This window comes from Arthrobacter sp. 2RAF6, from assembly GCF_052115205.1.
GTDB lineage: Bacteria > Actinomycetota > Actinomycetes > Actinomycetales > Micrococcaceae > Arthrobacter.
On the sequence record NZ_JBFRGF010000013.1, the window covers coordinates 70,479 to 97,465 of the forward strand.

The following is a 26,987-nucleotide window of genomic DNA, read 5'->3' on the forward strand; positions in this document are numbered from 1 at the left end:
GCAAGATCATGACCGACAGCAGCGGCGTCGAAGAACCCACTGAAGAGGAGACAAGCGGAGCTCCCGAGGAACCGGAACTCCGGGGCCGGTACGTCGAGGGAGACTACGGCAAGACCGGAACGGAGCCCGGCCGGCACTCCGAAGACGACGAAGGCCAATACAGCGAAGGCGACTACGGCACGGCCGGCAGCCAAGGAGGCTTGCCCGAACCCTTGGGTGTGAAGGCCAAGGAATCCGGTCGCTACGCAAAAGCCGACCTCGGCGACGCAGGAGCAGTTCCGGGACGCACGGCGGAGTCGGAAATCGGCCAGTACGCCGAGGGGGACTATGGCGCGGACGGGGACGTGGGACCGCTCCGTGAGGCAACCAATCCGCCGGTGGCCGCGGATGAAGACGGCGAGGAGTGACGGAGTCGATTCCTTCGGGGTCGATTACCTAGGCATCGATTACGCCGGACGGACGGAGCCCCCTTCAGCCTTGGCCCGGATGAAACTCAGATCTTCGGGGGAAAGGCTGACTTGGCTGTGCTGGTCGGCATCCGGAGTGATGCCGGTTTCCTGATGGATTATTTCCGTGATGGTTCGCGGCAACACCACGCATCCGGGGTTGTCGGTTAGCCAATGCCGCGTTTCGGGGCTGAGCATGTCCCAGTGGTCCCTGATGTTCATCTCCATGGATGACGCCTAACTGAGTGAGTGCAGAGAAAAGTGCCGGCCGAGGCCGGTGCCGGGAACGTCATCAGGATACGCCTGAGCATAGGGGAATGACAGGGGGCGTCCTTACGAGGTCTAATCGCCGCTTTCGGGATTCCTTGATTGGCTTAGCAGGGGCATGCCGCAGGCTGGTGATTGCGTCTCACCGCAGATGCGCCTAGCGTGGTCAGACAAGAATGATGCGAAGAGTGTTTCCAAGCGGGGCCATGACATGGCAACTCAAAGCGACGGCGTAGGCTTCCGTTCCAAGCGGGGCCCGGTACTCATAGCCCTGATGCTCTCGAGCGGCCTCGTCGCGATCGATGCCACGATCGTGGCGACCGCGGTGCCTTCAATCGTCCATGAAATCGGCGGATTCGCCTCGTTCCCGTGGCTCTTCTCCGCCTACCTGCTCGCGCAGGCTGTCTCGGTCCCGGTGTACGCGAAGCTCTCCGACATGGCAGGCCGTAAGCCGATCATCCTCACTGGTATCGGGCTCTTCCTGCTCGGATCGATCCTTTGCGGGCTAGCGTGGAGCATGCCCACGCTCATTGCCTTCCGCGTGGTGCAGGGCCTGGGTGCCGGTGCGGTCCTGCCTGTGGCCATTACCATCGCCGGCGACATCTACACCCTGGCCGAGCGCGCGAAAGTGCAAGGCTACCTCGCCAGCGTGTGGGCAACTTCGTCGGTTGTCGGCCCAACACTGGGCGGGGTGTTCTCTTCGCTTGGGGTTTGGCGCGGTATCTTCCTCGTCAACATTCCGCTGTGCCTCGTGGCAGCGTGGATGCTGGTTCAACGGTTCCAGGAGAACATCGAACGGGTAAAGCACCGCGTCGACTATCTTGGAGCCGCTCTTCTCACGGTCACGTTGACCTTGACCATCCTCGGGGCCCTGGAGGGTGGCCAGGCATGGGCTTGGGACTCTCCGATCAGCATCGCAGTGTTCGCCATCGGTTCAGTTTTGCTCGTTGCCTTCGTCCTGGTCGAGCGACGTGCACCTGAACCTGTCCTTCCGCCGTGGGTCGTTTCAAGGCGCCTTCTCGCCACGACCGCACTGATCTCCTTCGGAGCCGGGGCAATCGTGCTTGGCCTCACCTCCTACGTTCCCACTTTCCTTCAAGGCGCACTTTCGGTGTCGCCAGTCACGGCTGGACTGTCTCTCGCAGCCCTGACGATCGGCTGGCCGATCAGCGCCTCGCAGTCGGGCCGCTTCTACCTTCGGATCGGTTTCAGGGCCACAGCCTTGATCGGGATCACCGTCACGGTCATCGGTTCGGCGGCCCTCGCCATTACGGCGTACACACCTAACCTCGTGCTCGTTGCAGGGAGCTGTTTTGTGGCCGGGCTCGGCCTGGGGCTACTTGCCACCCCGAGCCTGATCGCAGCCCAGTCCAGCGTCGAATGGCACGAGCGCGGAGTAGTGACGGGCACCAACCTTTTCGCGCGTTCCATTGGCAGCTCGCTTGGCGTGGCTGTTTTCGGCGCCGTGGCCAATGCAATCTACGGCGCCAGCCCCGGTGGCGGGAAGAATTCGCAGGCGATTGTATTCGCGTCAGCGGCAGTGTTTCTCGCGGTTCTCGTGAGCGCCGCGCTCACCGTCGTCGCGGTCCTCGCAATGCCCGCCACGCCCGTGGAGGCTTCTGCGCCCCAGGGCAAGGGGCCGGGCCCGCGGCTCCAAAAAGTGCGGCGGCAAAACGGGCGGGACGGGGGCCCTTAGACCTGCGTCCTTGGCTGGGCCAGTTGCCTGAGCTAGTTCCCCGGCTCCTCTGGAGGCTGATTCGCTTCGCGGCCACCCGTACGGACAACGCGGATTTTCGTGGTCTGCGGTTCTGACTGTTCGGGGAGCTGGATACGGATCTCGAGGACGCCATCTTCGTACGTGGCTACGATGCCGTCTTGGCTCACTCCGCGCGGCAACGGGATGCTGCGGGACCGTTCGCCGTAGCGTAGCTCGGTGCGGTATCCCTTCTTGTCCACGCGTTCGGCATCCTCCTCGCGCCGCGCCTGGATGTGCAGGGTGTCCTCGGCGACGCTGATGTCGACGTCGGTCTCGGGATCGATTCCCGGCAGATCCACTCTGACGACGAGCGTGTCCCCCTCTTGGTATTGCTCGATGCGGAGCGGGGGGTCGGATTCGCCTTGAAGGAACCGTCGGAGCGGCTCCGGGACTTCGAGTCCGCCGCGTCCGAATAGGTTGTCCATGATGACCTCCTGGTAGGTACCGGCTGCGGGTCAAGACAGACCCGCCGGGATGAGAAGAAAGCTACGCCTAGCATTGTCCCGTGGATAGCCCCTCGGTCTCTGCCGGGTTGGCGTCCGCCACGGAATAACGCAATCTTGACGTCCGCTATGCTCGGCTGGAGACTGAGGATAGGAGGCGCGACGTGGGCAATTTACCGTGGATATTCGTGCTGATCATCCCATCGCTGGGCTTCTTCCTCTTCCTGATTTACGCAAATATTCGGCTGTCTGCAAGACGGAAAGCCCTTGGGTTACCCCCTCTAGGACTGACTCCGCGTCGTTCCAAGACCCGGCACAGGAAGCATCACAAGTACGTGATCATTCATCGCTTCAAACACTAAGAACTGCACCTGTCAGCTCTGATGGAAATCCGGAGCCTTTGGTGCGTCGAGCATTCCCGCGATCTTCTCTTCCAGCGTAGCGATGGTCGCTTCGGGCAGGACGATCAGCCCATCCAGTTCGCGCCGGGCGCGCTTGTACGCTGTCTGCCGCTCCGCCGGCGTCGCTGCACTGTCCGAAGCGATCCTGAGCAGCTTCCTGGCGGTCGCCAGGCGCTGGCGCTCAGGCTCAGTGAAATTGCCGTCCTTGATGCGTTTGGCTTCCCGCTCTGCCACGTCAAACGCCAGTTCGAAGCTGCGGACGGCCGAGCGATACTCCGCCAGCCGGGCCGCCGTCGTGATTTCTCCCGGAGTTGCCGGTCGCAAGCCGTCAGCCTCCCGTTTGGCGCGAAGAAACGCCACGGTGAGCGGCTCGCGGACATCCGACATGACGGGAAAATCAATGAGTTTAGCGACGTCGAGTTCGTATTCGAGCCATCGCCGGTTCACTTCTTCGTGTGCCGCTTGCAGCCGCAGGACCTCGGTCTGGCTGGCGTGCTCCGCTTCTGCCGCGCGGTTCTTAAGTTGATAAAGCTCCACCCGACGGCGGTGCCGCCGTTCGCTGGCCCTGGACCAGGACCGCGCCCAACCGCCGGCCAATCCGCTCAGCGGAAAGACCAGCCACCAATAGTGGCTGACAAATTCGAAGAAGGGATTCACCGCTTCATCGTCCCACCGGCCCGGACGTGTCTCAAGAGGTCCGTCAACGCAAGCAGGCCTAGCCGACCTTCCGGAGCCAGTCCGTCAGGATAGGCAAGACGACCGAGCTATGCATCGCTCCGATGTGGTCGAGGCCGGGAAGCACTTGGACGTCCCAACCGGCGTCAATGAGGGCTTGCTTGTGTGCCGTCAGGGGCTCGCCGATCCTTACGTGTACGTTGCCCCATGCCGGGCCGTAATCGATCTGGTCGTCCGCCCCTGCGAAGGCAAGGCGGGGCAAACCGGGCGGGATCTCGGCGGCGGAATCGTCGAAGTCTTGCAGGGCTTCGTAGAGGGTCACGAATTGGCGGGTTTGTGCCTCGTTCGTTTGAACGGGCACCGAGTCCCAGTCTCCAGGCTCAACGTCAGGGTTAGGTGAAGGAACCAGGTCGGCGGATGGTGTGGACATCGAGTGTGCTGCCCGGGTCACCGCCAACATGCTCTCGTATGGTCCATCGAGAGGTGGGAATCCGCCCATCACCAATGCCCAAAGCCGATCAGTGCGGATTGCGAGTTGCAAGCCGCAGAGTGCCAGCCAGGAGTAGCCGTAGTAGGCGAAGGTGGCGGCATCAGCGGCGTCGGCGATGGCAAGGAGATCAGCCGTGACATTCCCTGGAGTAAGGGTGTCGGGTGCGGGGTGTGCCATCCGGTGGCTTTCGTAATCGGCGACGACGACACGGTGGGATCGCGCGAGTCCTTCGACCAGATTGGGTCCCAGATCCGGATCAGCGCCCCAGCGGCGCATCGTTTCGGCTTCCTCCGGCGGATAGGGGGCGAAGCGTGCCGGGATCATCAGGGCACGTCCGTTTCCGTGGATGGTTATGGCGATGGTGGTGCCGTCGTGAAGAACGGCCTCAGTGGTGTCAATCACGGCTTGCCCTCCCTACGGGTGCGGCCACTTGTGGTCAAGCTTGCCACTGAATTGCCCGCAGGAGACCTTGGTGGGGTTCCCGGACTTGGAGCTTTCCATCGACAGGCACCCTGCCCAGGAATAGCCTTAAGCCGTCCCATTGACCGACGAGGATGACGGAGAGGTATCCGACATGGGAGCTACAGAAAACGCCGAATTGGTCCGGCGGGGGTACGAGGCCTTTAACACAGGTGATCTGGCGACACTCAGCGAGCTGTTCGCGGAGGACGCAGTCTGGTACGCAGCTGGAAATGGCGTGCTGTCCGGGACGAAGCAAGGACGCGACGCGATCCTGGCGTATTTCGGCGAGCTGGGAGCGCGTTCCCAAGGTACCTTCCAGGCAGCGGTCCAGGACATCGTCGGCGGAGAAAACCACACAATTGGACTCCAGCAGACCCGCGCCGAAAGCGATGGAAAAACCCTGGACATTGCAACCGCCATTTCCTTCGTGCTCCGCGACGGAAAGGTTGTAGAAGGCCGGGAGTTCTTCGAGGACACGGCCAAGGCAGACGAATTCTGGACCTGAATGTCGGATTTGGATCCCGCCCACGAAAACCCATTGACATCCCGGGTAGCGGGGTCTATTGCTTGGCATGTCCACACCCGTCCACACCAGCAAGGAGCAGATATGGAAGCCGCGCCCTACGGAGTCGTGCACTTCTTCCCAGGAGGCACCAAGGACCAATACGAGGCGTCAATTGCCGCCGTGCACCCAGGAGAGGGGCTACTGCCCGACGGTCAGACTTTCCATGCCGCGGGCCCGTCGGCCGGTGGCTGGACCATCATGGCCGTCCATGAATCGAAGGAAAGTTGGGAGAAATTCCGCGACAGCATCCTCATGCCCCGCATGCAGGCGGGCATTGAGGGCGGATTCGAGTCGCCCCCGGAAGAGACGGTCGTCGATCTCTACAAGGTCATGCCCTAACTATTCGGAAGGCCGCCCCCAGGTCTCGCGGGCGGCCTCCGTCCATTCGCGGGGGAAGTGGAAAGGAAACTGTCATGGCGTCCATAGTGAACTACTTCGAAGTCGGTTCGCCCGATCCCGAGAGCGCGCGGGCTTTCTACGGCTCGCTCTTCGACTGGACTTTCGGTGAGCCCTCGCCCGCCAGCTACCAGATGGTGAATGGCGACAAGGGTGGGCTGTGGGATACGTCCTCGCTCGAGGGAACGTCGTGGGCGATCTTCTACGTGCAAGTTGACGATGTGAAAGCCGCGATCGCGAGGGCCGAGTCGCTCGGTGCGAGCGTGGCAATCCCGTTTGTCGACAACGGCGCGATCGAGTTCGCGCACCTGCTGGACCCGCACGGCAACCGTTTCGGTGTGTGGCGTCCCAAACAGCCCGGCTGAAGTGACCGGACAACGCGCAGGCTTGCGATATTTGACGAAAAGGACGAAGTGCTTTGACACTCGATACATTGCCCGTAATCGATTTCTCCCGATTGAATGCGGGCCCGGCGGAGGCCTCCCGGTTCCGTGACGAACTGCGCGATGCCATGCATGAGGTTGGCTTTCTCTACCTCGCCGGCCACGGTATCCCGCAGGAGTTGACGGATGCCATCCTCGATGTGTCGCGCCGCTTTTTCGAGCTGCCGGAAGAAGAAAAGCTCGCGATCGAGAATGTCCACAGCCCCCAGTTCCGCGGCTACACCCGCGTTGGCGGCGAGCTCACGGACGGCGGGATCGACTGGCGCGAGCAGATCGACATCGGCGTCGAGCGTGACGCTGTTGAGCCGGGCCCGGGTGTCGCGGAATATTGGCGTCTGGAGGGGCCCAACCTGTGGCCTGCCGAGCTGCCGGAAATGCGGGGGATTGTCTCAAAATGGACCGAACGGCTGAGCACCATCTCACTAGCGTTGTTGCGGGCCCTGGCTGTTTCCCTCGGAGCGCCCGAGGACACCTTTGATGCGGCATTCGCCGCACGGGCTTTTCCTGTCCTCAAGATTGTGCGATATCCGGGGGAGTCGAACCCGGAACCGAAGCAGGGTGTGGGTTCCCACCGAGACGGGGGCGTACTCACGCTCCTCCTGGTTGAACCCGGGAAAGGCGGTCTCCAGGTCGAGTACCAAGGGAAATGGATCGACGCACCCCAAGTGCCAGGGACTTTCGTGGTCAATATCGGCGAAATGCTGGAACTGGCCACTAACGGCTACCTCAAGGCGACCCTGCATCGCGTCATCTCACCGCTTCGAGGCACGGACCGGATCTCCCTTCCCTTCTTCTACAATCCTGCACTTGACGCGACCATGCCGCAGCTTGCCGTGAGCCCGGAGTTCCAGGCAAGAGCCCGTGGCTTGTCGGTTGACCCGACGAACAGTCCGATTCTGGAAACCTACGGAGACAACGCCCTCCGCTACCGGCTTCGGGCCCACCCGAACGTCGTGGCGGAGCATCACGCGGACCTGCTGTGACTTATACGTGCGGGGCCGGATAATGGGGCAATGGACTTCGAATTGCTCACCATCCAGGACTGTCCGCACAGTTCCGCGGCCCGGGAACTGTTCTCCCGGGCCGCGGAACTGGAGGGGACCGACCCGGCCTTGATTGCGGTCAGGCAGATCCTGACCGACGAAGAGGTCGAAGCCTCCGGATTCCACGGATCCCCGACATTCATGGTGGACGGAATCGACCTCTTCCCGTCGACGGCAGAACCAGCCATGACGTGTCGCGTCTACCGCACGGCCGGGAGCCTCTCGGGCCTGCCCAGCCTGGAGTCCCTTCGACAGGCGATCCAGGCCAGGCTGGCCGCTTAACATCAGCCCGGAACTGGTGCCGCTGCAACCACGGGATGGTCCCGCCCGAGGTTCCCCAGCGCCGATGCTCCTTGAGGGGATCCGAGTTCCTCGAAGAACTCCACGTTGGCCCGGACATAATCCGCCCACTCATCCGGCACATCGTCCGAGTAGTAGATCGCCTCGACCGGGCAGACGGGGTCGCAGGCGCCGCAGTCCACGCATTCTGACGGGTGGATGTAGAGCGAGCGTTCTCCTTCGTAGATGCAGTCCACCGGGCACTCGTCGATGCAGGCTTTGTCCTTGACGTCGACGCAGGGCTGCGCGATCACGTAGGTCATGGCGCGCTACACACCGGTGTAAACGGTCTTGCCCCACGTGAAGAAGTCCAGTGCGGACTTGCCTTGCTCGCGGAAGGTGTTCGTGGAGGAGTCCTTCACGCCACCGAACGGCACGTTCAAGTCCAGGCCCGCCGTGGGACGGTTGACCTTGATCACTCCTGCCTGCGCCCGCGCGGCGAAGTCCGTGGCCAGGGCCAAGGAGTCGGTGCAGATGCCTGCCGTGAGGCCGTAGCGGGAGTCGTTGATCGCGGCGAGTCCGGCCTCGTAATCGGGGACCTCGAGGACCGCGACCACCGGACCGAAGATTTCCTCGGTCACCGCGGCGTCGTCAAACGGAATATCGGTGAGGACAGCCGCCGGGAAGAGCAGCGCGCCGGAGGGGCCGCCGTCGTACTCTCCGTGGAGGAGGGTGGCGCCGCGTTCGACGGCGGCGCGCACCGCAGCCTGGTCCTGCTCGAACTGCTGGCTGCTCACCACAGCGCCCATCTTGGCGCCGTCGAGACCGTCACCGGCGGTGTAGCTGGCGGCCTCGGCGACGAGAGCTTCGAGGAACGCGTCGCGGACGCCCGGGGTGACGTAGACGCGGGAAGTCGCGGTGCACGCCTGGCCTGTGAGTCCGAACGCGCCGGCTGCGACTACCGCGGCGGCCTTCCGCGGATCGGCGTCGTCGAGGACCAGGACGCCGTTCTTGCCGCCCATTTCGAGCTGGACGCGGGCGCGGCGGGCATTCAGGATTTCCTGGAGTCCGAGCCCTACGTTGGTGGATCCGGTGAAGGACAGCCCGGCGATGCGGGGATCGCGTGCCAGGGCGTCTCCGACCACGCGGCCTTTGCCGTGGACCACGTTGAAGACTCCGGCGGGAAGCCCGGCGTCCTGCAGGGCGTGGGCAAGGTGCGTCGCGGAGAGCGGGGTCAGTTCGGCCGGTTTGATGACCACGGCGTTACCGCTGATGAGTGCGGGGGCGGCCTTCCATGCCGGGATGGCGATGGGGAAGTTCCAAGGGGTGATGAGCCCGACGACGCCGAGCGGCTCGCGCCGGGTGGTGATGGTGGTGTCCGGGAGGCCACTGGGAAGTACTTCGCCGGTGGCGGCCCAGCCCAGGGAGCCGAAGAAGCGCAGCACGTCCGAGGCGCGCTTGACCTCTCCCTTGGCTTCGGCGAGGGTCTTGCCTTCCTCGCGGACGAGGTCCTCGGAGATCGCGCTTTGTCGTTCTGCGAGGAGGTTGCCGGCGGTCATGAGGATCGCGCCTCGGGCGGGTGCGGGCAGGGCAGCCCAAGCCGGCTGGGCGGCGGCAGCGGCGGCGATAGCCGCGTCGACGTCGTCGACGGTGCCTCGTGGAGAGAGGGCCGCGAGTTCATCCGGGCGGGCCGGGTTGATTCGCTGGATTTCGGGTTCTCCGGTCCATTCGCCGTTGATCAGGTGCTGCGCTGCGGCAACATCCTGGCGGGTGGACGTTGCGGATTCGGTGGCGGTGGAGGTCATGGTAGTCCTTTGGCTTATGCGGTTGGGATGGACGAAGGCTGTTCGGGAGGGTGATCGGGGCCTAGAGGCTCCGGATCAGGCCTCCGTCGCAGCGAAGCGCGACGCCGGTGATGTAGGAGGCGCGGGCACTGCAGAGGAAGGCGCCGGCGGCGGCGAACTCCTCCGGGTCGCCGTAGCGTCGGGCAGGGATGGTCTTGCGCGATTCGAGTTGGATTTCCTCCGGTGTGGTGCCGCGTCGTTTGGCCGCCGCCCGGTCCAATTCGGCGACGCGATCGGTGGCGATGCGTCCGGGCAGGAGCATGTTGACCGTGACGGCGTCGAGGGCCACCTCCGCCGCAAGGGTCTTGAGGTAACCGGCCAATGCTGCGCGGCCCGTGTTGGAGACGGCGAGGTTGGGCAAAGGCGCGACAATCCCGCTGGATCCAATGGCCAGGATCCGTCCCCAGCGCCGCTCACGCATCCCCGGGAGGATCTTGGAGACAAGGGCGTGGTGCGGTTTCACGAGCAGCTCGAACGCCGCCGTGATGTCCTCGGCGCCAAGGCTCGCTGCCGCCCCGGGCTTGGGGCCGGGGCCGTTGAGGACGAGGATGTCGATGGGGCCGAGCAGTTCCACGGCGCGTTCGACGGCGGCGGTCACTCCGTCCGCAGTACTGAGGTCCGCTTCGACGGCCACGGCTCTGTCGCCGTCTGCCTGCAGCTCCGCCGCGATCTTTTCGGCCAGCTCGCCGCGGCGGCCGGTGATGGCCACCCGGACGCCTTCGGCCGCGAGGCCACGGGCGACGGCCAGTCCCAGCCCTCCTGTGGAGGCGGCGACGAATGCGGTCTTTCCACTGATTCCGAAGTCCATCAGAGCCTTCCTGCTGTGTGGGCGGTGGGGGTAAGCGAGAGATCCAAAGCGCGGGCCGCTTCAGCCAGATGCGTCAGCATTCCGTTCCTGAGGACCTCGGGGAAAGGAGCGGCGGGCGGGCGGACACCGGAGTCCTTGATGAAGCCCCGCTCACGGAAGCACTCCTTCCGGACCGCCAAGGCGATCCGGGCCTGCTGCTCGAAGTTGATGAGCGGCAGGTACGGGAGCAATGCGTCCCGGGCGGCGTCGTAGCCGCCCGACTGCCAGGCGCGGACGCAGGCCACGAGGGCTTCCGGGTAGGAGAACCCCGTCATGGCGCCGGCAGCGCCGGCCACCAATTCGTCAAGCAGCCCTTGACCGCCCAGCCCGCCGAACACGGAGACGTCGACGGCGGCCGACAATTGGGCGATGGCCACACTGGTGGGCGGGGCCTCGGCTTTTACCGCGACAACGAACTTGCAGGCCTGGACCACGTAGATGAGTGCTTCCGTGCTGATGGTGACACCGCTGGCCACCGGGTAGTCCTGCAGGACAACCTTGGCGCCGGTTGACTGGTGGATGGCATTCAAGTGCGCGATGACCACCTCCGGCCGTGCTGAATTTGCCTGCACCATGACTGCCGCGATCCGGTCTCCCGCCACGGCCTGGGCGGCCCGGACTTCTTCGACTGCGGTGCCGGTGAAGAGCGAGGTCACACCGACCACGAGAGGCAATCGGGTTTCTTCGACCACCACTTCCAGCGCCAGGCTGCGCTCCGCTGCGGTCAGGGCAGCGGCCTCTCCGAAGACACCCAGGATAGTCAGCCCTGTGGCGCCGATGGATTCATAGTGCTCCACCAACTGGGCCAGGCTGTCGGTGTCCACATCGAGGGTACTGCCCTGGAAGGGCGTGGCGACGACGCCCCACACGCCGGGTGCTAGTGCTTCCCGCATTGGATTGTCCTTCCGTTCGTGCCGAGGTTCGGTGTCTTGCATCTGTTCGTGCTGCATTCAGCGGCCCGGCCACACAGGCAGGCGCTTTTCCTGGAAGGCGCGTACGCCTTCGGCGGAGTCTTCGCTGTCGAGTGCGGCCATGAGTGCCGGCAACCTGAGGCCGCGGGCTTCCGCAGCACTCAAATGGCTGGTCCTGCTGACCATTTGCTTGACGGCCCGGACGGAGCTGGGCGCGCAGGCGAGGATCTGGTCCACCCAGCGCTGCACCGCGGCGTCGAGCTCCTCTGCGGGAACCACTTCGTTGACCAAGCCCATCGATTGCATCTCCGCAGCCTCGGCCTTCCGACCGGTGAGGAGCATGCCCATCGCTTGGGTATAGGGGACGCGGCGCACCAGCTGGTGGATGCCGCCGTCGAGCGCCAAGCGTCCGACGCGCGGTTCGGTGAGGCCGAAGCGGGCCGTGTCAGCGGCGACGACGATGTCGGCGCCGAGCACGATCTCCATGCCGCCCCCAAGCGCATAGCCGTTCACCCGGGCAATGACCGGAATGTCCAGGCTCGTCCGCAGGCTCAGTCCGCCGAAACCGTTCGGGTCAAGCTCGGCCCAGTACTGCAGGCCGGTCTTGTCCACGGCAGAGGCGGACATGTCCGCCCCGACGCAGAACGCCCGCGTCCCGGCGCCGGTGATGACGACGGCGCGCACGCCAGGATCGGCTTCGACCTGGTTCCAGATGTCATTGAGCCGGGCCTGGGCCGTCCCGTCCACCGCGTTGAGCACGTGCTGGCGGTCGATCACTACCGTGGCCACGTGGTTCTCGATGGTCAGCGTGACCTCGTCAACTGTGTTGGGAACTGAGATCGTCTTCTCATCTGTCGAAGCAGTCACCGGAGTACCCCCAATTTCTGGAGGCGCTCGATGGTTTCAACGTCGAAGCCGTTCTCCAACAGGACCTCCACGTTGTGCTCGCCGAGCCGCGGTGCCACGCGCCGGATGGAAGGCGGGGTAGCAGACAGGCGAATGGGGGCATTGAGCATCTTCACGGTGCCGACGCCCGGGTGCTCGGCTTCCACGATCATGCCGTTGGCCTCCGTCTGCGCATCGGCCAAGGCCTGTTCCAGGGTGTGGACGGGCGCATTGAGCAGCCCCTGGCTCTCCAGCTGCTTGGTCCAGTACTCGGTGGTGTTCGTGGCGATGCGTTCCCGGAAGATCGCCTGGAGTGCCGGCTTGTGCTTGAACTGCTGCTCCAAGTTGGCGAACTCCGGCCGCTGGGTGAGGTCTTCGTCCAGGCCCAGCGCTTCGGAAATCCGAGCCAGCGGGTCGGGGGTGAAACCGCCGACCATGCAGACGGCGCCGTCGGTGGTTTCAAAGACGCCGCTCAGCGGCATGGCGCCCCAGTTGACTTCGTAGCCGCGGTTGAGCTGCATGCATGCCTCCTGCATCTGCAAGTGCAGCATGGAGTCGTACATGGTCACCTCCACTTTTTGCCCGACGCCGGACGTCTCCCGGGTGCGCAACGCCAGCAGGATGCCCTGCATGAGGTGCATACCCGTGATGTAGTCGCACAGCGTGGTGGGGTAGATGGCCGGCTTCATGTCGTCGGACTCGCGCCGCCACATCACGCCTGAGTAAGCCTGTGCGATCGCATCCTGGCCTCCCTTGTGGGAGTACGGCCCCACCGGGCCGAAGCCCGTGCCGGAGGCCCAGATGATGCCGGGGTTCCCGGCCTTGAGTTCCTCGTAGCCGAAGCCCATCCGCTCCATCACGCCGGAACGGAAATTGCTGACGACGACGTCGGCGTCGGCCATAATCCGGCGGAGGACAGCCTTGCCCTCCTCGGTGCGGGTATCCACGGAAACGCTGCGCTTGTTCCGGTTGATGGACAGGAAGATGGGATTGTCCTGGCCGTCCTTGTCCGGGAACGAGTTGCGCGAGATGTCGCCCGCTCCCGGACGTTCCACCTTGATGATGTCCGCGCCGTAGTCACCCAGGAGCTGCGTGCAGGACGGCCCCATGAACACCTGGGTGAAGTCCACGATTTTGATGCCGTCGAGGGGGAGCGGGATGCCGTTGGGCTTGGCAGCGGCGGCGGCCGCCGCCGTCGTGGTTTCCTCAAACTCATCGAGAAGGGTGTCGGTGCTCATGCCCCCACCACCGCTTCGCTGTCGACGGTAGCGTTCGACGACGGGACGTCGCCCGGGTCCGCGCCGTGCCGGCGCATGCCCTGCTGGATGTCCAGCGCGGAAACCTCGCGGACGAGGGTACCGTTCTCGACCGCCAGCGCGGCGGCGACGCCGACCGCCTGGCCCATGGCCATGCAGGGCGGGATCTCCCGGGACATCTTCTGTGCTTCCGGGGTGGCCGAGTAGTGGCGCCCGGCGACGAGCAGCTGGTCCACTTCCTTGGGAAGCAGCGAGCGGTACGGGTAGTAGTAATCGCGGCCGCGGGCCACGGTGTCCGCGAAGTGGCGGCGGGAGGTGACGTCGTCCTTCGTCATGACGTATTCGCCCTCGAGCAGGCGGGTCTGCCGTACGCCCATTTGGGAGGCGACATCGAGCATGTAGCAGTTCTCAAAGCCCGGCAGGTGGGCGCGGACGTACTCGACCGCCTCGGTGATCCGGTCCCGGGCGGCGAACTCGGCGGCGGTCATGTCCGCCGGGTCCACGCCGTCGTACCCGGTCATGTGGGGAGCGTTGCACCAGACGACGCCGTCGATGGGTGTCTTGAGCCACCACAATTCCCAGGCGCCGCCGAGGAGCCGCTTGATGGTGCGGTTGATGGCACGGGCTTCCTTCGGGTTGGCCTGTTCGAAAGCTTCTGCGGCGGCGGTGTCTACGTTGCCGAGGCGGAAAACGAGGGTGGTGAGGTAGCTGTCCTTGATGTGGCTGGCGCCGGCACGGGAGGCGACGTCGATGTCTCCGGTCGTGTCGATGACGATGTCTGCCATGAACGCCTGCGGGCCGGACTTGGTCTCGCAAATGACGCCGTTGATGACGCCGTTGTCCACGATCGGGCGGGAGAACCAGGAGTGCAGGCGGAGGTTGACGCCGGCTTCGCGGACAAGGTCGTTGGAGACCCGCTTCCAGCCGTCGGGGTCGAACGCTGCGGCGTAGCAAATCGGCTTGGGGTTGGTGTGGGAGTGGAAGTCGAAGGTGCCGTAGCGGCCCCACTTGTTCCAGAGCTCCTCGGAGGTCTTGCGGTCATCGGCAGGCGGAACGATTGCCAGGCCGAGCTTCTGCAGCCGTTCCACGTACTCCGAAACGATGCCGGTGACCGTGATTTCCTGGCCGTTGATCATGTCGTCGAGCACCAGGACCATGCCTCCGGAGGCGAGTCCACCGAGCGAGGAGTAGCGCTCCAGGAGCGTGACGGATGCGCCGGACCGTGCTGCGGTGACCGCGGCGGCCACGCCGGCGGGCCCACCGCCGACCACGAGGACATCGGAGCGGGAGATGACGGGCGCGGTGAGATCCGCCGTCGTCGTACTGAGTTCCAGTGACGATGTGCTGGCAAACGAGTTCATGGTGGAGGATCCTTACTTCCCGGCGGGAATGCCGTTGGAACGGCTGCCGGGGTATAGACGAGGTGCTCAGGAGGAGCTCACGGCGGTGCACGCAGCGAACCAGGCCTGGCGGAGGGCATGACGAGTAGAGGTCCCGGAGAACCTGAACGCGGAAAGTGGAGATGTTTGCGGACGGACGTCCAAGGGTCCGTACGTGTATGGGATCGAGCGGCGGCTAACGCCGGCTGATCACCACACGTGAGGGGCGTTGACCCAGATCGCTACGCATACCTCTTCGTAGCTGTTTTTGTACCAGTGAGGCGTATCCGAGGAGAAGGTGATCGAATCGCCCGCCTCAAGCGTGTAGCACTCACCGTCGAGGAAGATGTCTTTCTTTCCCGACAGGATGATGCCGAATTCCTCGCCGCTATGGCGAAAAGGAGTGGCGCTGGTGTCGTGGCCTGGCGGACTCACGATCCATTGGGCCTCCAACGCGCCATTGAGGTCCGGGGTCAGGAGTTCATAAACTGCCTCTCCCACGGACTTTTTGGTGACGCCTTTGAGGTTTCGCCGCTCGGACTTACGGACAACCGGCGACTTGGTTTCTTCCTGGCCGAGGAAGAACTTCCCCACGGGAATGTCCAGGCCGTGAGCCAGCTGTGCCAAGGTGGTGAATGACGGATTGGCCAGCCCGCGTTCGATCTGGCTGACGATCGCCGGGCTGAGACCGGTGATTTCCGAGAGTTTGGACAGGGTCATCCCCTTGTCCTTGCGCATCGTTCGGACCTTGTTGCCGACAGTTGCCAGAAGCGCGCTCGTGCCGGCCGGTGAGGATGCCGTGACGATCTCGTTGGTCATGATCCAGCTTTCTCTCGGTGAGCTGACTCACATAACTATAGTGAAAAATTTTAGCGAATCAATGGTTTGGTGAAGATTTTTTCTTTATCAAAAAGCATTGACCTGGTGAATATCTTCAATATAGTTAAGTGAGTCGCATCACGTGGGGAAGTTTGCAGCACGATCAGAGACGTGGGCGCTTCAGCCTTCTGGCGGAAGGCCCAGCCCAGCCCCACGTCCACCCTCGTGTTTCCCCTGCTGATCCTGCGGTATCCAAGCAAGCCATCCACGCTCCCTCTTACCGGGCTGGATGTCCCCGTTTGCTTCAAAGCGCTACGAAGAGGCACGCGTAGCTATCTGGGCTAACTCGCTTCCCATGAGGTGAGCTGGTTCGGCCACGCCGAACCAAGCCAAAATGATAGTTTCGATCACCGCCCATACCCCTGGATGGCAACGGTGATCCGTACCCTCACGCACCGCGAAGGTGCGGAGGAAGGAAAGAATCATGACTGACACTGTCGTCAAGAATGGCCCGGAGAGCGCCCGGAAATCCCGGCTCTCTCCGGAAATCCGCCGCGGGCTGCTGGGCCTCGGACTCGGGAACACCCTTGAGTGGTACGACTGGATGGTCTTCGGACTCCTGTCGGCCTTCATCGGGCCAAAGTTCTTCCCCTCGCAGGACCCCACCGCCGCAACCCTTAACGCCCTGGCGGTCTTTGCAGTCGGCTTCGCGTTCCGTCCGCTGGGCGGCGTCCTGCTCGGTACTTTCGCCGACAGGATCGGCCGTCGAAAAGTGATGCTCTGGTCCATCATGATGATGGCAATCACTACGCTGATCATCGCCCTATGTCCGACATACCAGCAGATCGGCGGTGCCGCCGGCGTCATCCTGCTGATCTGCCGCATCGTGCAGGGCATCTCCACTGGTGTTGAAGCTCCGCTTTCCACCGCACACGCCGTCGAACTGGTTCCCGTGGGACGCGAAGGGTTCGTCGCAGGCATCATCTCCTTCTTCGTCAACTCGGGAATTCTCCTCGCTTCGCTGGTCAGCTACCTGTGCAGCCTGGTGTTGAGCGGTGCTGTCATGGCCGACTGGGGCTGGCGTGTTCCCTTCATCGTGGGGGCAATCTTCGGTTTCATCGTGGTCTACCTTCGCCGGACTCTTCCGGAAACCATGCGGCCCGAGGAGCTTGCCGAGAACTCCTCGAAAGCTGTCTGGGGCGGGGTGCGCAAGCATTGGCTGAGCGTGCTGGCCATTACCTTCGTCGTCGGAGCGGCGCAAGCCTACAACTACGCCTGGAATACGGGACTGCCCACCGCGGCCCGCAGCGGCTTCAAAGAAGACGCGACCGCGGTCTTCGCCCTCACCACCATTCTTGGCGTGGTGCTGGTTGTCGGAAGCCTTGTGGTCGGCAAGTTCGCCGATGGCAAGTCGATTTCCAAGTGGTTCCTGATCACCCGCGCGCTGTCCATTCCTTCGGTCTTCCTGATGCTGATGTACGTCCGTCCCGGCATCGGCGGATTCGCCGCGGTCCTCCTGGGCGGCTCCGTTGTCCTGGTCCTGAACATGACCCTGTACAACGTCGTCACGAGTTCCCTGATGCCCAAATCCTGCCGCGGCGCCGGAGCTTCCCTCGGTTACGGAATTGGCGTCGCCATCTTCGGTGGCACGGCTTCCTACCTCCTGGTCTGGCTCCAGTCCATGAATGCATCGTGGATCTTCCCGGTTTACGTCGCCGTCCTGTCCGTGTTGAGCATTGTGTTCTATGTGCTGGCACGGCGGAAGAATGGCATCTTCATTGGAAGCTAGGACCGTGCATGGATACTTCCCCCCAGGCCGCTGTTCCGGAGGTACTTGTGATCTCGTTTAACCTCAGCCAGTCCGATGTGGAGCTCTACACCGCGGCCCGCCAACTCCTCCTCACGGCTCATCACAGCGAGAACCACCGGGTGGCAGCCGCTATCCGGGGCGCGTCAGGCGCGATCTACGTGGGACTTCACATCGGCTCCAAACGAATCAACGTGTGTGCCGAATCCAGCGCCCTCGCCAATGCCCGCATCGCTCAGGAAACCTCCATCCGGTCGTCCGTCGCAGTCAGCATGGACGAACTCGGCGATCCCCAGGTCACCAATCCTTGTGGCGTTTGCCGGGAGCTGCTTCGAAACTATGGGGCCGAGGCTACCGTCCTGGTTGATGCCGGGGGACAGGTCGGAACCGTCAGCCTAGGGGAACTCCTGCCTTATCCCTGGATGCGGGCCACCGAGACCGATTGGAGCACCCAGCCGCCAGAAGCCATGCAGCCGTACTAAGCGCGACGGAAATGGCCGGGACTCTTTTGAGTCCCGGCCATTTCCGCGGTTCGGCGCTATTTGACGCCGCTATTTCGGCCAGTTCAGCCATCGCTTGGACGTCAGCGCTTTGTAGCCGCGCCTACGAACGATGGAGGTTCGGCCCAGCCGGAACCGGTACCGTTCGCGGGCATCGACAAAAAGTTCAAACCGTCATGTGCCGCGGGATGCCGGATGCAGGCATGTGGTTGCCGGATGAGGTGCCGACGTGTAGTTTTGGCGATGCAAAGCAACCTTAGTAATACCCGCACCGCCGGGTCCGCGGTTCAGCAGGAGGTACAGCAGTGGGTATCGGATCATCTATCTTCCTTATCGCCATAGGCGCCATTCTGGCCTTCGCCGTCCCCGGGGATGTCGTGTCATTCATCGACCTCCATATGGTCGGCTACATCCTCATGGTCGTCGGCGTGATCGGCTTGATCGTTTCCCTTTTCGTGTTCGGCCCGCGCCGGACCCGTCGAATCAGCGAAAGCCGCGCCACAGTAGACCCCGCCACGGGGGAACGCATCGTGACCAGGGACACCCGCGACGGCGGACTCTAACAACCACTGTCCTTAGCTCCGGCGCCGGTTCCTAACCGCCATTACCCTTGCCGTTGCTTTTGTGGCGCCCAGGGGCTGGCGCCACAGGAACCGGCGCAACCGGCATCGATGTCTCAACGCTGGGTGAAGGTGTTGGCGTAGGAGTGCTGGGCGTGGGCGTTGCTGAGACGGAAGGTGCCGGGGTGGCGGGAGCGGGCGGCTGGATGGCGCTCACACCAATGATCACCAGGGCGGTGGTAAGTAGCACGGCGCCGACGGCCCACGCCGACCTGCGCATGCGGCGCACTGGTTTCCCGCGCCATTGGCGCCTGTTTTGTACGGGCGGCACGACGACGGTGCCATCGTCCGCGCTTTTGCTCGCCGTCGCCGCGGGCTGCACCCGCATCTGGATCGTTGTCTTGGCTGTCCGGGGCGGGCGGTCGGGCAATCGGGGAAGGGCCTGTGTGGCTCCGTTCGCGCCAACGGGGATCGCCGCAGGGACGCCGGAACTGAGGGCACCCCGGAGCGTTTGCTCAACCTCTAGTGCACCGGGCCGTGCAGACGGCTGAGTCGCTGTCATGGCGGTGAGAAGGCCAACCCACCGCGTCCCCAGGGCTTCCGGTACACGGGGTGGGCGGTGGAGCCTTGCAACGGCCGACTCCACGCTGGTTCCCGGGTATTCGAGCATTCCGGTCAGGCATTCGAGGAGGACGAGTCCCAGCGAGTAGATATCACTTGCTGGACCGAGGGCAGAGCCGGTGGCCTGTTCAGGACTCAGGTATGCGGCGGTTCCTACCATGGTGCCGGTTGCGGTCAGGCGCGTTCCCTCGATGATGCGGGCGATTCCGAAGTCGGTGAGCTTGGGTCGGATGGGGGATCCTATGGGGGCATCAGCCAGGAGGACATTCGCAGGTTTGATATCGCGGTGGATGATCCCACGCCCATGGACGTATTCCAGGGCCGAAGCCAGATCCGCTCCGATGTGGGCTACGTCCTGGGTCGCCAGCGGTTGGCCCTGCAATCTAGCATGCAGGTCCGGACCGTGAATCAGTTCCATGGTGAGGAATGTCCGCGCATGCTCTGGGTCCCGATGGTCGGTACCGGCGTCGAAGAGAGTCACGAGTGACGGATGGTTGAATGTCGCCAGGAGCCGCATCTCGTTTTCATGCCGGGCAAGCTCGTCCGGTCCTCCCAGCAGGGGAGCAAAGAGCTTCAGCGCCACGTCCCGGCCTAGCCTCTCATCCTGCGCCCGGTACACGGACGCGGTCGCACCGCGGCCGATCAGGGTTCCCAGCCTGTACCGACCTGCTACCAGAGCATCGCTGTCTCCAGTGATAGGACCATCCGGCACGCTCGCACCTCGCTTTCTTCGACCGACGGAGCCCGTACAGTCTAGGCCCCCTTACCGGGCCGTGGACATTCGTCCCCTTTGGTCTGATATTCAGCGCTACTTGCCCGTCCCCCGCCGGACCCGCTGCGCGCAAGCATTCCTCCATGCAACGCCGTCCAGTTCCAGGACAGACCGGAGAAACCTGCCTTCAGACGACGGATCCCATCCGCTCAAGCTTGGTGCGGCCGCATAGGCCCCTACGAAGAATGTGCTCATCGGCTGACCGGTTCATGGCTGCCAAGGAGTCTCAGTTCATCGCGCCGGGGGAGTCCCTCCCAGTCGCCGGGTACGAGGCAAACAAAAGCACCCGCGCTGACGGCTGTCTGAAGACGCTCCTCCGCCCCCAAGCCCCCTACGAATTCGGCCAGTTAGCCGGCGACGAAAGCGTCGCCGGCGCCCACAGTATCGAGGGCTTCGATGACCAGTGCGTCCTGCCTGAAAACCTTGCCGTTGGCGAATGCCAAGGCGCCGTCTGCGCCCAACGTGATAACCACTTGGCTGGGACCCATGGCGGCGATGCGTCAGTTCAGTCAGGCTCCCGCCTTTGAAGGCGTCGCCGAGGAGCGGTCCTTCGAGGCTGACAGCCAATGCTCCTCCGCGAATCCAAGCCGGGACGTCATCGATTTCGACGCCGCCGGACGGGACCACTTGGATGTCGGGGAAGGGGCCGCGCAGTTGGGACCACGATGTAGGCGGCACCCAGTTCCATTGCGGTTTCGGCCTCGGTAGCCGTGGTCACCGTACCGACGCCGATTTCCACAGAGTCGCCGAACCGCTCCAGCAGCAGGGGAAGCTCCTCTCTGGAGTCTCAAAGGATGACGGACGGCGCCGGGCGGGAAGCTGTGCCCGGGGTTTCGAGACGGAACATGGATGTCCTTCGTGCGGTGATTGCTTGGGGGGCTCTCCCGACGGCGGCACTCGCCGCCGTCGGGAGACCTTCGGGTGCTATTGGACGTGTTGCGCTTCGAAGGTCACCGGGGCAACCCCGCTTTTGCCGTGCGCGGCGTCCTCAGAGTCCGTCAAATCGCGGTTGAGGGTTTCCGGCGACATGCGGGTGGCGATGAAGCTGATGAGCATGGTCACCGACATGTAGATCGCCACGGGAATCCAGGAGTTGCTGAACATGCCCAGCAGCGCAGCGCAGATCATCGGAGCGATGCCTCCTCCGATGATGGAAGAGAACTCGCGGCCCAAGGTGACGCCTGCATAGCGGTAACGGCTGCCGAAGATCTCAGGGAAATAGCTCATGTGCACGCCCACCACACCTTGGCAGGCCAGCATGAAGCCGATGATCATCACCAGCACGATTGCTACCGGGGAGCCGGTGGTCAGCAGCAGGAACGCAGGGGCAGGGAAGAGGATGAGTGCCCCGGTGATGAGTGAGACGACGCGCCGGCGCCCGATCTTGTCGGACAGGACTCCGAAGGATACAGCCGCGACGCCGCCACAGAGCGAACCGATGAGGAGCACTGGAGGAATGAACTTCGGGTCCGTTCCGATCACACTGATGAGGTAGGAGGCCATGAACACCTGGATGGTGTAGGACTGGGTGCTGACGCCGAGGTTCATCAGGATGACGCGCAGGACGTTGGCCTTGCCGTATTTGGCAACTTCCCGCAGGGGTGCCGGGGGTTCCGTGCGGGCCTGCTTGATCTCCTCGAAGACCGGTGATTCGTCCAGCTTGCGGCGGATGACCAGCGCGGCGATGGTGACGAAGATACTGGAGAGGAAGACGAGCCTCCAGCCCCACGTGAGCATGTCGTTGGGTGCCAAGGACTGCGCCGCGATCCAGACGAGTGCTCCGAGTGCCGTTCCGGCGGCGGCGCCGACCATGATGAGGGACGCCAGCTTGCCTCGGGTTCCAGGCGCGGCGGATTCGGTGAGCAGCGTTGCGCCGCCCGATTGTTCAGCACCGGCGCCGAAGCCTTGCGCCGCGCGGCAGACACACAGCAGGATCGGGGCAAAGAGTCCGATCTGGCCAAAGGTAGGCAGGAGCCCGATCGCCAGTGTCGCCCCGCCCATGAGAAGCAGAGTGACTACCAGGACCCACTTGCGGCCGAGGCGGTCACCGAAATGGGAGAAGAAGATCCCGCCGAGCGGACGGAACAGGAATCCGACGGCGAAGGTGCTGAAACTGGCCAGCAGCGCCGCCGCGGGGGAAATGTTGGGGAAGAAGAGCTTGCTGAACACGAGTGCCGACGCAGTGCCGTAGATGACGAAGTCGTACAGTTCAAGCGTGGTACCGATGAGTCCGGCGACGGCGGCCTTCCGGACCTTGCTTTGGTCCACCGGCGTGGGCGGGAGGTTTGCTGCTGTGGTCATTTCCATACTCCTTTGAATGGATGTCCGCTTGCCCGTACTTGGGCCGAGTCAGTAGGTGATGAGGACTTTGAGGTTGGTGGGGTCTGTCACCGGGGCCGTGAGCGCGGCCGCGGCGCTGGCGAGTGGATAAGTTGCGGTGATGATTGACCGGAGGTCCACTACGCCTGAGGAGGCGAGCTGAATCGCCGTCGGGAATGCGTTGGCGTACCGGAATGCGGTCACCAGATCGATTTCATAGCGTTGGAGGAAGCCGAGGGGGATCCCGTCGACGGAAGGGCGGGCCTGGCCCACCACGGTTGCCCGTGCGGCTGGGGCGAGGGCGTAGACGCCCTCGGCCAGCGCCTTGGTGTTGCCGGAGCACTCGATCAGGCGATCCAGGTCCTTCAACTCCAAGGCCGTCACTGAGGTGTTGATGGTCCGAGTGGCGCCGAGCCGGGCCGCAACGGTCAGGCGGTCGTCGTTGACGTCCGTCACGATGATCTCCGAAGCGCCGCGGGAGGCCGCCACTTGCGCCACGAGCAAGCCGATCGGCCCTGCGCCCGTGATAAGCACCCGGTGTCCGGCCTGCACCTGTGCGCGTTCAACCGCCCAGACGGCGACGGCGAGCGGTTCAATCGCAGCCCCGATCTCCGCCGGGATGTTGGCCGGAAGTTCGTGAAGGGCGGCTTCGGGCACCACCACGTGGCGGGCAAACAGCCCGTCGGTCGGCGGGGAACCGAAGCACGTGCCCGCCGGGCAGAGGTTGTAGCGTCCGGCGAGGCACGACGGGCAATTCCGGCACGGCAACGCGGGTTCAATCACGACGGCGGCGCCCACGGCAACGCTGGCCGCCTCACCTGCCGCGATGACGACGCCGGCACCCTCGTGGCCGAGGACAGTAGGCTGCCGGAGGACATTAGTGCCGTTGCGGCCGTCAGCGAAGTAGTGCATGTCCGAGCCGCAGATCCCGCCCGAGCGCATTTTAACGAGGACATCGTTCGGCCCGAGGGTCTTCAGGGGTTTCTCTTCGATACGGAGATCTCCTGCGTCGTGCAGGACGGCGGCTTCCGTGGTCAGCGGCAGCGAGGGTCCGTCGGCACGGCTGACTGCTTGGGTGGTCATCGGATGCTCCGGGTCTGTGCGGGAAGAAGTGAGGTGGATTCGGCTGCCGCCCTTGCGGCGGCGAGGGGGCCTTGCCGGTGGATGATGTCGATCAGCTCACCAGTGCGGCGGATGAAGTCTTCACGAGTCGCGAGGCCGTCCCCTAGAAGATGGTGTTCGCCGAGTACCTTGGCGGCGAGGTCCCGTCCGGAGGAGGATCCCGCTGCGAGACCTCGGAGTGTTTCCCGGGCGGGGTCCTGCATCTCGTTGGCGTGGTTGCCGGGGTCGAATCCCCGAAGAGGTGCGATGCACGACAGGTACGCGGCGGCGGTGAGGGCGAGGTAGTGGGGCATGGCGCCGGCGTCGAGCATTTCCAAGGCTGGAATCGGGATCCGCTGACGGAGCTTGACGGAACCATCACTGCCCACCTGGCTGGTCCGGTGCCCCAATGCCGAGTTGCGCCAACGCGAGAAGAGTTGCTCCTCGTAGGCCTCGACGTCGACGGCGGCGGGCACCGTGACGCTCGGCAGGTATTCATCACGCAGTACGTGGCGGGCGGCGGCTTCGATGTAGTCGATGCCCGTGGCGTCCGGAATGGTGGCTGCACCGGACAGGGCTCCGAGGTAGGCGATCAGCGAATGGGTGCCGTTGAGTAGCCGGACCTTGAGCTGTTCGTAGGCCGCGACATCGTCGGTGAAGATCGCACCTCCGGCCTCCCAGGCCGGGCGGCCCGCGATGAAGTTGTCCTCCAGAATCCACATCGTGAAGGGCTCGGCGGGCACCGGGATCTGGTCTGCGTAACCGAGTTGCTCGGCGACAAGGCTGCGGTAGTGGTCTGTCGTGGCGGGCACGATCCGGTCCACCATGGACGACGGGAAGGTGACGTTGGCACCGATCCAATGCAACGTCTCGGCGGCTTCAGGGGCGGGCAACAGTGACGCGAATTCGCGGACCAGGCGCTGGGTGTGGTGCCCGTTGTCTGCGAGGTTGTCGCAACTGAGGACCGTCACTGCTTTGCCGTGGGTCCGTGCCCGCTGCTGGAGTCCGCGGACGATCTGCCCGATCGGAGTGCGGGGGGCCGAGCCGTTGGCGAGATCGTGCTGAACATCGGGATCGGCGACGTTCAGTGAGCCTGTTGCCGGGCTGTAGGTGTAGCCGTTTTCCGTAACCGTGAGTGACACGATGCGCGTGGTCTCGTCGCCAATGGCGGCCACAACCCGCTGCGGGTCTTGTGCTGCAACGAAGGCGTCCGCATGCACGCGCGGCGTCGAGAACCTCGATCCCTCGGGCGAGATTTCCACGACGGTGTAGAGCATGTCCTGGGCGTGCATGGCATCGGTGATGGTGCTTGAGCGGCTCGAGATTCCGATGATTCCCCAGTCTCCACCCTGCGCTGCGACGGCTGCATCCGTATAGACGGCCTGGTGCGCGCGGTGGAAGTTTCCGATGCCGAGGTGCACGATGCCGGGAGCAGGCGCGACGGTGCGGCGAAGGAGTCCCGGGGTTTCCGCGTTCAGCTGCAGGAGGCTTGGCGTGGCCATGTTTCACCAGTCCTTCATGGAGCCATCGAGCTCCCGGGCGATGGGCAGGTAGGCCTGCGTGTACGGGAACCGGGCTGCGGCTTCTTCATCCACGTGGACACCCAGGCCGGGCTCGTCACCGGGGTGCAGGTAGCCGTCTTCGAAGCGGAAGCTTGATTGGAAGACCTCGGACACCAGTGGGTCGTAGCCCATGTATTCCTGGATGGCGAAGTTGCTGGTGGCCAGGCCGAGGTGCAGCGATGCCGACAGGTTGATGGGGGAGACGTCGGAGGGGCCGTGGGGTGCGCCCTTGATCTGGTACACCTCGGCAAGCGCCAGGATCTTGCGCACGTGGGAGATGCCTCCGGCATGCACGACGGCGGTGCGGATGTAGTCGATGAGCCGTTCGGTGATGAGCAACTCGGCATCCCAGACGGTGTTGAAGACTTCGCCGATGGCCAACGGAATGGTGGTCTGCTGGCGCAGTGTGCGCAACAGCCGCTGGTTCTCCGCGGGGGTGACGTCCTCCAGCCAGAACAGATCCACCTCTTCCAATGAGCGGGCCAAGCGGGCGGCTTCGGTGGGGTTGAGGCGGTGGTGGACATCGTGGAGGAGCTTGAGCTCGGGCCCGACGTGCTCGCGGACTGCCGAGAGGATTTTTGGTGCATGGCGCAGATAGGCGGAGGTGTCCCAGTCCTCTTCGACTGGACCGGCGCCGCGGCCAGCAGGTTCGTAGCTCGCGGCGGCCTTGGTGACGCCGTAAACCTTGTCGAGCCCCGGCACGCCCGACTGGGCGCGAACGGCACGGAAGCCTTGTTCGCGGCGCTGGTCTACCGAGTCCAGCAATTCAGGTAGGTCCCAGCCGGTGGCGTGCGTGTACGTGAGGATCTTGTCGCGGGCTGCGCCGCCCAGGAGCTGGTAAACGGGAACAGCGAGGGCCTTGCCCTTGATGTCCCAGAGGGCGAGGTCGATGGCGCCGATCGCGGCCATGGTCACCGGCCCGCGGCGCCAGTACGCGCCTTTGTAAAAGTACTGCCAGGTGTCCTCGATGCGGTCTGCGTCCCTGCCCAGCAAAGCTGGGCCGAGGTGATCGCGGAGGTAGCTCGCGACGGAGAGTTCGCGGCCGTTGAGTGTGGCGTCACCCCAACCGACGATGCCGTCGTCGGTGGTGATCTTGAGGGTGACGAAGTTGCGGCTCGGGCTGGTTACCAGGACATCGACGTCGACGATTTTTCGGGTCATCGGGAAATCACTACATTCTTCAGCGGCTGGTTTGTGGAAAGGCGGGTGACGTTTTCGGCGATCTCGAGCGCGCGGCTGCGGAAGGTCTCTGCGGTGACGCCGGAGGAGTGCGGGGTCATGATGATGTTGTCCAAGCGGCCGAACGGAAGGGTCGATGGTTCGCCGCGGCCGTCAGTGCCCGGGTATTGGTACCAGACGTCGATTGCGGCCCCCGCGATCCGCCGGTCTTTCAGGGCTTCGTAGAGTGCGGCTTCTTCGACGACGGGTCCGCGGGCAATGTTGACGAGCAAGCCGTCCGGGCCAAGGTCGTCGAGTTCAGCTGCGCTGATGATGCCGGTGGTTTGCGCCGAGAGCGGGATGCTGACCACGACGATGTCCGATTCACTGAGGGCCTCGGCAAGCCGCTCGGTGGTGCCGGCCCAGCGCAAGGAGTTGGCCTTTGCGTCCACGCTGCCACTGCGGGAGATGGCGATGCCCTCGGCGCCGAAGGCCTTGAGGAGCGACCATGCCGCCCCGCCGATGTGTCCGAACCCGAGGAACGTCACCACGGCGCCGCGGAGTGTTTCAGGCTGCCGGATCTCGGGGGAGTAGACGGAGGAAGACCAGACGCCGCTCCGAAGGGCAGCGTCTTGGCCGATCAGGTTGCGGCGGAGGGCCACCAAAACGGTGGCGATGTGTTCGGCAATAGAACTTTCGTGGTGGAAGGTGTTCGCGCAGACTGCACCGGAGGGCAACGCGGAGGCGTCGATGCCGTCATAGCCGGCACCACCCACGTGCACGAGCCGCAGATTGCCGGCGGCCGCGCCCATGGGCTCGGTGAAGCGTGGCCCTACGTAGACGTCGGCATCTTTGAGGTCGGTGATTACTGCATGGTCGCTCCAGCTGTCGTGCCAGGAGGTAAGGGCCCCCTCGGGGAGCGCGGCCTCTAAAGTGGAGCGGTGGGGCATCAGGTTGGGATCTGCGATGACGATTCTCAT

At 64.1% G+C, this 26,987-nt stretch carries 29 protein-coding genes; 10 read left to right on the plus strand and 19 right to left on the minus strand.

Translation table 11 applies throughout. The features are described from left to right. The first annotated feature begins 8 nt into the window (after positions 1-8). Positions 9-407, plus strand: a complete 399-nt coding sequence (locus AB4Z38_RS11505; RefSeq protein WP_441429826.1) for a hypothetical protein — start codon at positions 9-11, stop codon at positions 405-407. Positions 408-446: 39 nt separating this feature from the next. Here AB4Z38_RS11505 and AB4Z38_RS11510 read toward each other — a convergent pair whose 3' ends face one another. After that, positions 447-674 (minus strand): hypothetical protein, encoded by a 228-nt coding sequence (locus AB4Z38_RS11510; RefSeq protein WP_441429827.1) that lies wholly within the window; start codon positions 672-674, stop codon positions 447-449. Positions 675-924: 250 nt separating this feature from the next. Between AB4Z38_RS11510 and AB4Z38_RS11515 the strand changes: the two genes are divergently transcribed. Next, entirely contained in the window at positions 925-2,409 is a 1,485-nt protein-coding gene (locus AB4Z38_RS11515) for an MFS transporter (protein ID WP_441429828.1), read from the plus strand. Positions 2,410-2,441: 32 nt separating this feature from the next. On the opposite strand, the gene AB4Z38_RS11520 is transcribed toward AB4Z38_RS11515, so the two are convergent. The 3 genes from AB4Z38_RS11520 to AB4Z38_RS11530 all read right to left on the minus strand — a co-directional run bounded on the left by AB4Z38_RS11520 (position 2,442) and on the right by AB4Z38_RS11530 (position 4,880). Continuing rightward, positions 2,442-2,894, minus strand: a complete 453-nt coding sequence (locus tag AB4Z38_RS11520; RefSeq protein ID WP_441429829.1) for an Hsp20/alpha crystallin family protein — start codon at positions 2,892-2,894, stop codon at positions 2,442-2,444. Positions 2,895-3,286: 392 nt separating this feature from the next. Then, positions 3,287-3,970 (minus strand): hypothetical protein, encoded by a 684-nt coding sequence (locus tag AB4Z38_RS11525; protein ID WP_441429830.1) that lies wholly within the window; start codon positions 3,968-3,970, stop codon positions 3,287-3,289. Positions 3,971-4,028: 58 nt separating this feature from the next. After that, positions 4,029-4,880, minus strand: coding sequence for an alpha/beta hydrolase (locus AB4Z38_RS11530; protein WP_441429831.1), 852 nt, complete (start codon positions 4,878-4,880; stop codon positions 4,029-4,031). Between the two features lie 172 nt (positions 4,881-5,052). Between AB4Z38_RS11530 and AB4Z38_RS11535 the strand changes: the two genes are divergently transcribed. From AB4Z38_RS11535 to AB4Z38_RS11555, 5 genes are all read left to right on the plus strand, one after another. Continuing rightward, complete coding sequence (locus AB4Z38_RS11535) at positions 5,053-5,445, plus strand: nuclear transport factor 2 family protein (RefSeq protein ID WP_441429832.1); 393 nt, start codon at positions 5,053-5,055, stop codon at positions 5,443-5,445. 102 nt (positions 5,446-5,547) lie between these two features. Then, the gene (locus AB4Z38_RS11540) at positions 5,548-5,844 is read left to right on the plus strand and encodes a hypothetical protein (RefSeq protein ID WP_441429833.1); all 297 of its coding nucleotides are present in this window, start codon (positions 5,548-5,550) and stop codon (positions 5,842-5,844) included. 74 nt (positions 5,845-5,918) lie between these two features. Further along, positions 5,919-6,266: a VOC family protein gene (locus AB4Z38_RS11545; protein ID WP_441429834.1), complete on the plus strand. Its 348-nt coding sequence runs from the start codon at positions 5,919-5,921 to the stop codon at positions 6,264-6,266. Positions 6,267-6,319: 53 nt separating this feature from the next. After that, entirely contained in the window at positions 6,320-7,327 is a 1,008-nt protein-coding gene (locus AB4Z38_RS11550) for an isopenicillin N synthase family dioxygenase (protein WP_441429835.1), read from the plus strand. A 30-nt stretch (positions 7,328-7,357) separates the two neighbouring features. Next, positions 7,358-7,669 (plus strand): hypothetical protein, encoded by a 312-nt coding sequence (locus tag AB4Z38_RS11555; protein WP_441429836.1) that lies wholly within the window; start codon positions 7,358-7,360, stop codon positions 7,667-7,669. Between the two features lie 2 nt (positions 7,670-7,671). Here the strand turns inward: AB4Z38_RS11555 and fdxA are convergent, their stop codons facing one another. The 8 genes from fdxA to AB4Z38_RS11595 form a co-directional block, all read right to left on the minus strand. Beyond that, on the minus strand, positions 7,672-7,989 hold the full coding sequence (gene fdxA, locus AB4Z38_RS11560) for a ferredoxin (protein WP_366178054.1): 318 nt from the start codon (positions 7,987-7,989) through the stop codon (positions 7,672-7,674). Positions 7,990-7,995: 6 nt separating this feature from the next. Beyond that, positions 7,996-9,471, minus strand: coding sequence for an aldehyde dehydrogenase family protein (locus AB4Z38_RS11565; protein WP_441429837.1), 1,476 nt, complete (start codon positions 9,469-9,471; stop codon positions 7,996-7,998). A gap of 61 nt (positions 9,472-9,532) precedes the next feature. Further along, positions 9,533-10,318: an SDR family oxidoreductase gene (locus tag AB4Z38_RS11570; RefSeq protein WP_441429838.1), complete on the minus strand. Its 786-nt coding sequence runs from the start codon at positions 10,316-10,318 to the stop codon at positions 9,533-9,535. Then, on the minus strand, positions 10,318-11,250 hold the full coding sequence (locus AB4Z38_RS11575) for a dihydrodipicolinate synthase family protein (RefSeq protein ID WP_441429839.1): 933 nt from the start codon (positions 11,248-11,250) through the stop codon (positions 10,318-10,320). The genes AB4Z38_RS11570 and AB4Z38_RS11575 overlap by 1 nt, the downstream gene beginning before the upstream one ends. Positions 11,251-11,307: 57 nt before the next feature. Then, positions 11,308-12,135, minus strand: a complete 828-nt coding sequence (locus AB4Z38_RS11580) for an enoyl-CoA hydratase-related protein (protein WP_441429840.1) — start codon at positions 12,133-12,135, stop codon at positions 11,308-11,310. Then, positions 12,132-13,391 (minus strand): CaiB/BaiF CoA transferase family protein, encoded by a 1,260-nt coding sequence (locus tag AB4Z38_RS11585; protein WP_441429841.1) that lies wholly within the window; start codon positions 13,389-13,391, stop codon positions 12,132-12,134. Before AB4Z38_RS11585 ends, AB4Z38_RS11580 begins: the two co-directional genes overlap by 4 nt. Further along, on the minus strand, positions 13,388-14,770 hold the full coding sequence (locus AB4Z38_RS11590; RefSeq protein WP_441429842.1) for an FAD-dependent oxidoreductase: 1,383 nt from the start codon (positions 14,768-14,770) through the stop codon (positions 13,388-13,390). The genes AB4Z38_RS11585 and AB4Z38_RS11590 overlap by 4 nt, the downstream gene beginning before the upstream one ends. A gap of 228 nt (positions 14,771-14,998) precedes the next feature. Further along, positions 14,999-15,607 (minus strand): helix-turn-helix domain-containing protein, encoded by a 609-nt coding sequence (locus AB4Z38_RS11595; RefSeq protein ID WP_441429843.1) that lies wholly within the window; start codon positions 15,605-15,607, stop codon positions 14,999-15,001. Positions 15,608-16,091: 484 nt separating this feature from the next. On the opposite strand from AB4Z38_RS11595, the gene AB4Z38_RS11600 reads away from it, so the two are divergent. The 3 genes from AB4Z38_RS11600 to AB4Z38_RS11610 all read left to right on the plus strand — a co-directional run bounded on the left by AB4Z38_RS11600 (position 16,092) and on the right by AB4Z38_RS11610 (position 18,477). Next, entirely contained in the window at positions 16,092-17,396 is a 1,305-nt protein-coding gene (locus tag AB4Z38_RS11600; RefSeq protein WP_441429844.1) for an MFS transporter, read from the plus strand. Positions 17,397-17,404: 8 nt separating this feature from the next. Next, the gene (locus AB4Z38_RS11605; RefSeq protein WP_441429845.1) at positions 17,405-17,896 is read left to right on the plus strand and encodes a hypothetical protein; all 492 of its coding nucleotides are present in this window, start codon (positions 17,405-17,407) and stop codon (positions 17,894-17,896) included. A 323-nt stretch (positions 17,897-18,219) separates the two neighbouring features. After that, positions 18,220-18,477 (plus strand): DUF6458 family protein, encoded by a 258-nt coding sequence (locus tag AB4Z38_RS11610; protein ID WP_441429846.1) that lies wholly within the window; start codon positions 18,220-18,222, stop codon positions 18,475-18,477. Positions 18,478-18,508: 31 nt separating this feature from the next. On the opposite strand, the gene AB4Z38_RS11615 is transcribed toward AB4Z38_RS11610, so the two are convergent. The 7 genes from AB4Z38_RS11615 to AB4Z38_RS11645 form a co-directional block, all read right to left on the minus strand. After that, positions 18,509-19,807 carry a serine/threonine-protein kinase gene (locus AB4Z38_RS11615; protein ID WP_441429847.1) on the minus strand — a complete coding sequence of 433 codons (1,299 nt, stop codon included), beginning with the start codon at positions 19,805-19,807 and terminating at the stop codon, positions 18,509-18,511. Between the two features lie 407 nt (positions 19,808-20,214). Beyond that, positions 20,215-20,355 carry a PfkB family carbohydrate kinase gene (locus AB4Z38_RS11620; protein ID WP_441429848.1) on the minus strand — a complete coding sequence of 47 codons (141 nt, stop codon included), beginning with the start codon at positions 20,353-20,355 and terminating at the stop codon, positions 20,215-20,217. Positions 20,356-20,791: 436 nt separating this feature from the next. Beyond that, positions 20,792-22,168 carry an MFS transporter gene (locus AB4Z38_RS11625; protein WP_441429849.1) on the minus strand — a complete coding sequence of 459 codons (1,377 nt, stop codon included), beginning with the start codon at positions 22,166-22,168 and terminating at the stop codon, positions 20,792-20,794. Positions 22,169-22,216: 48 nt separating this feature from the next. Further along, a complete protein-coding gene (locus tag AB4Z38_RS11630; protein WP_441429850.1) occupies positions 22,217-23,269 on the minus strand; it encodes an NAD(P)-dependent alcohol dehydrogenase in 1,053 nt (350 codons plus the stop codon). Next, positions 23,266-24,789: a mannitol dehydrogenase family protein gene (locus AB4Z38_RS11635; RefSeq protein ID WP_441429851.1), complete on the minus strand. Its 1,524-nt coding sequence runs from the start codon at positions 24,787-24,789 to the stop codon at positions 23,266-23,268. Before AB4Z38_RS11635 ends, AB4Z38_RS11630 begins: the two co-directional genes overlap by 4 nt. Before the next feature lie 3 nt (positions 24,790-24,792). Then, positions 24,793-26,010, minus strand: a complete 1,218-nt coding sequence (gene manD, locus AB4Z38_RS11640) for a D-mannonate dehydratase ManD (RefSeq protein ID WP_441429852.1) — start codon at positions 26,008-26,010, stop codon at positions 24,793-24,795. After that, entirely contained in the window at positions 26,007-26,987 is a 981-nt protein-coding gene (locus tag AB4Z38_RS11645) for a 2-hydroxyacid dehydrogenase (RefSeq protein ID WP_441429853.1), read from the minus strand. The genes manD and AB4Z38_RS11645 overlap by 4 nt, the downstream gene beginning before the upstream one ends.

Excerpts from the sequence above, each read along its gene's own strand:
- AB4Z38_RS11625 (WP_441429849.1), bottom strand. The coding sequence starts at position 22,168 with ATGACCACAGCAGCAAACCTCCCGCCCACGCCGGTGGACCAAAGCAAG.
- AB4Z38_RS11635 (WP_441429851.1), bottom strand. The coding sequence starts at position 24,789 with ATGGCCACGCCAAGCCTCCTGCAGCTGAACGCGGAAACCCCGGGACTC.
- AB4Z38_RS11645 (WP_441429853.1), bottom strand. The coding sequence starts at position 26,987 with ATGAGAATCGTCATCGCAGATCCCAACCTGATGCCCCACCGCTCCACT.
- AB4Z38_RS11555 (WP_441429836.1), top strand. The coding sequence starts at position 7,358 with ATGGACTTCGAATTGCTCACCATCCAGGACTGTCCGCACAGTTCCGCG.
- AB4Z38_RS11605 (WP_441429845.1), top strand. The coding sequence starts at position 17,405 with ATGGATACTTCCCCCCAGGCCGCTGTTCCGGAGGTACTTGTGATCTCG.
- AB4Z38_RS11505 (WP_441429826.1), top strand. The coding sequence starts at position 9 with ATGACCGACAGCAGCGGCGTCGAAGAACCCACTGAAGAGGAGACAAGC.
- AB4Z38_RS11520 (WP_441429829.1), bottom strand. The coding sequence starts at position 2,894 with ATGGACAACCTATTCGGACGCGGCGGACTCGAAGTCCCGGAGCCGCTC.
- AB4Z38_RS11515 (WP_441429828.1), top strand. The coding sequence starts at position 925 with ATGGCAACTCAAAGCGACGGCGTAGGCTTCCGTTCCAAGCGGGGCCCG.
- AB4Z38_RS11595 (WP_441429843.1), bottom strand. The coding sequence starts at position 15,607 with ATGACCAACGAGATCGTCACGGCATCCTCACCGGCCGGCACGAGCGCG.
- AB4Z38_RS11570 (WP_441429838.1), bottom strand. The coding sequence starts at position 10,318 with ATGGACTTCGGAATCAGTGGAAAGACCGCATTCGTCGCCGCCTCCACA.
- AB4Z38_RS11510 (WP_441429827.1), bottom strand. The coding sequence starts at position 674 with ATGGAGATGAACATCAGGGACCACTGGGACATGCTCAGCCCCGAAACG.
- AB4Z38_RS11540 (WP_441429833.1), top strand. The coding sequence starts at position 5,548 with ATGGAAGCCGCGCCCTACGGAGTCGTGCACTTCTTCCCAGGAGGCACC.
- manD (WP_441429852.1), bottom strand. The coding sequence starts at position 26,010 with ATGACCCGAAAAATCGTCGACGTCGATGTCCTGGTAACCAGCCCGAGC.
- AB4Z38_RS11585 (WP_441429841.1), bottom strand. The coding sequence starts at position 13,391 with ATGAGCACCGACACCCTTCTCGATGAGTTTGAGGAAACCACGACGGCG.
- AB4Z38_RS11620 (WP_441429848.1), bottom strand. The coding sequence starts at position 20,355 with ATGGGTCCCAGCCAAGTGGTTATCACGTTGGGCGCAGACGGCGCCTTG.
- AB4Z38_RS11600 (WP_441429844.1), top strand. The coding sequence starts at position 16,092 with ATGACTGACACTGTCGTCAAGAATGGCCCGGAGAGCGCCCGGAAATCC.
- AB4Z38_RS11590 (WP_441429842.1), bottom strand. The coding sequence starts at position 14,770 with ATGAACTCGTTTGCCAGCACATCGTCACTGGAACTCAGTACGACGACG.
- AB4Z38_RS11545 (WP_441429834.1), top strand. The coding sequence starts at position 5,919 with ATGGCGTCCATAGTGAACTACTTCGAAGTCGGTTCGCCCGATCCCGAG.
- AB4Z38_RS11535 (WP_441429832.1), top strand. The coding sequence starts at position 5,053 with ATGGGAGCTACAGAAAACGCCGAATTGGTCCGGCGGGGGTACGAGGCC.
- AB4Z38_RS11630 (WP_441429850.1), bottom strand. The coding sequence starts at position 23,269 with ATGACCACCCAAGCAGTCAGCCGTGCCGACGGACCCTCGCTGCCGCTG.
- AB4Z38_RS11565 (WP_441429837.1), bottom strand. The coding sequence starts at position 9,471 with ATGACCTCCACCGCCACCGAATCCGCAACGTCCACCCGCCAGGATGTT.
- fdxA (WP_366178054.1), bottom strand. The coding sequence starts at position 7,989 with ATGACCTACGTGATCGCGCAGCCCTGCGTCGACGTCAAGGACAAAGCC.
- AB4Z38_RS11575 (WP_441429839.1), bottom strand. The coding sequence starts at position 11,250 with ATGCGGGAAGCACTAGCACCCGGCGTGTGGGGCGTCGTCGCCACGCCC.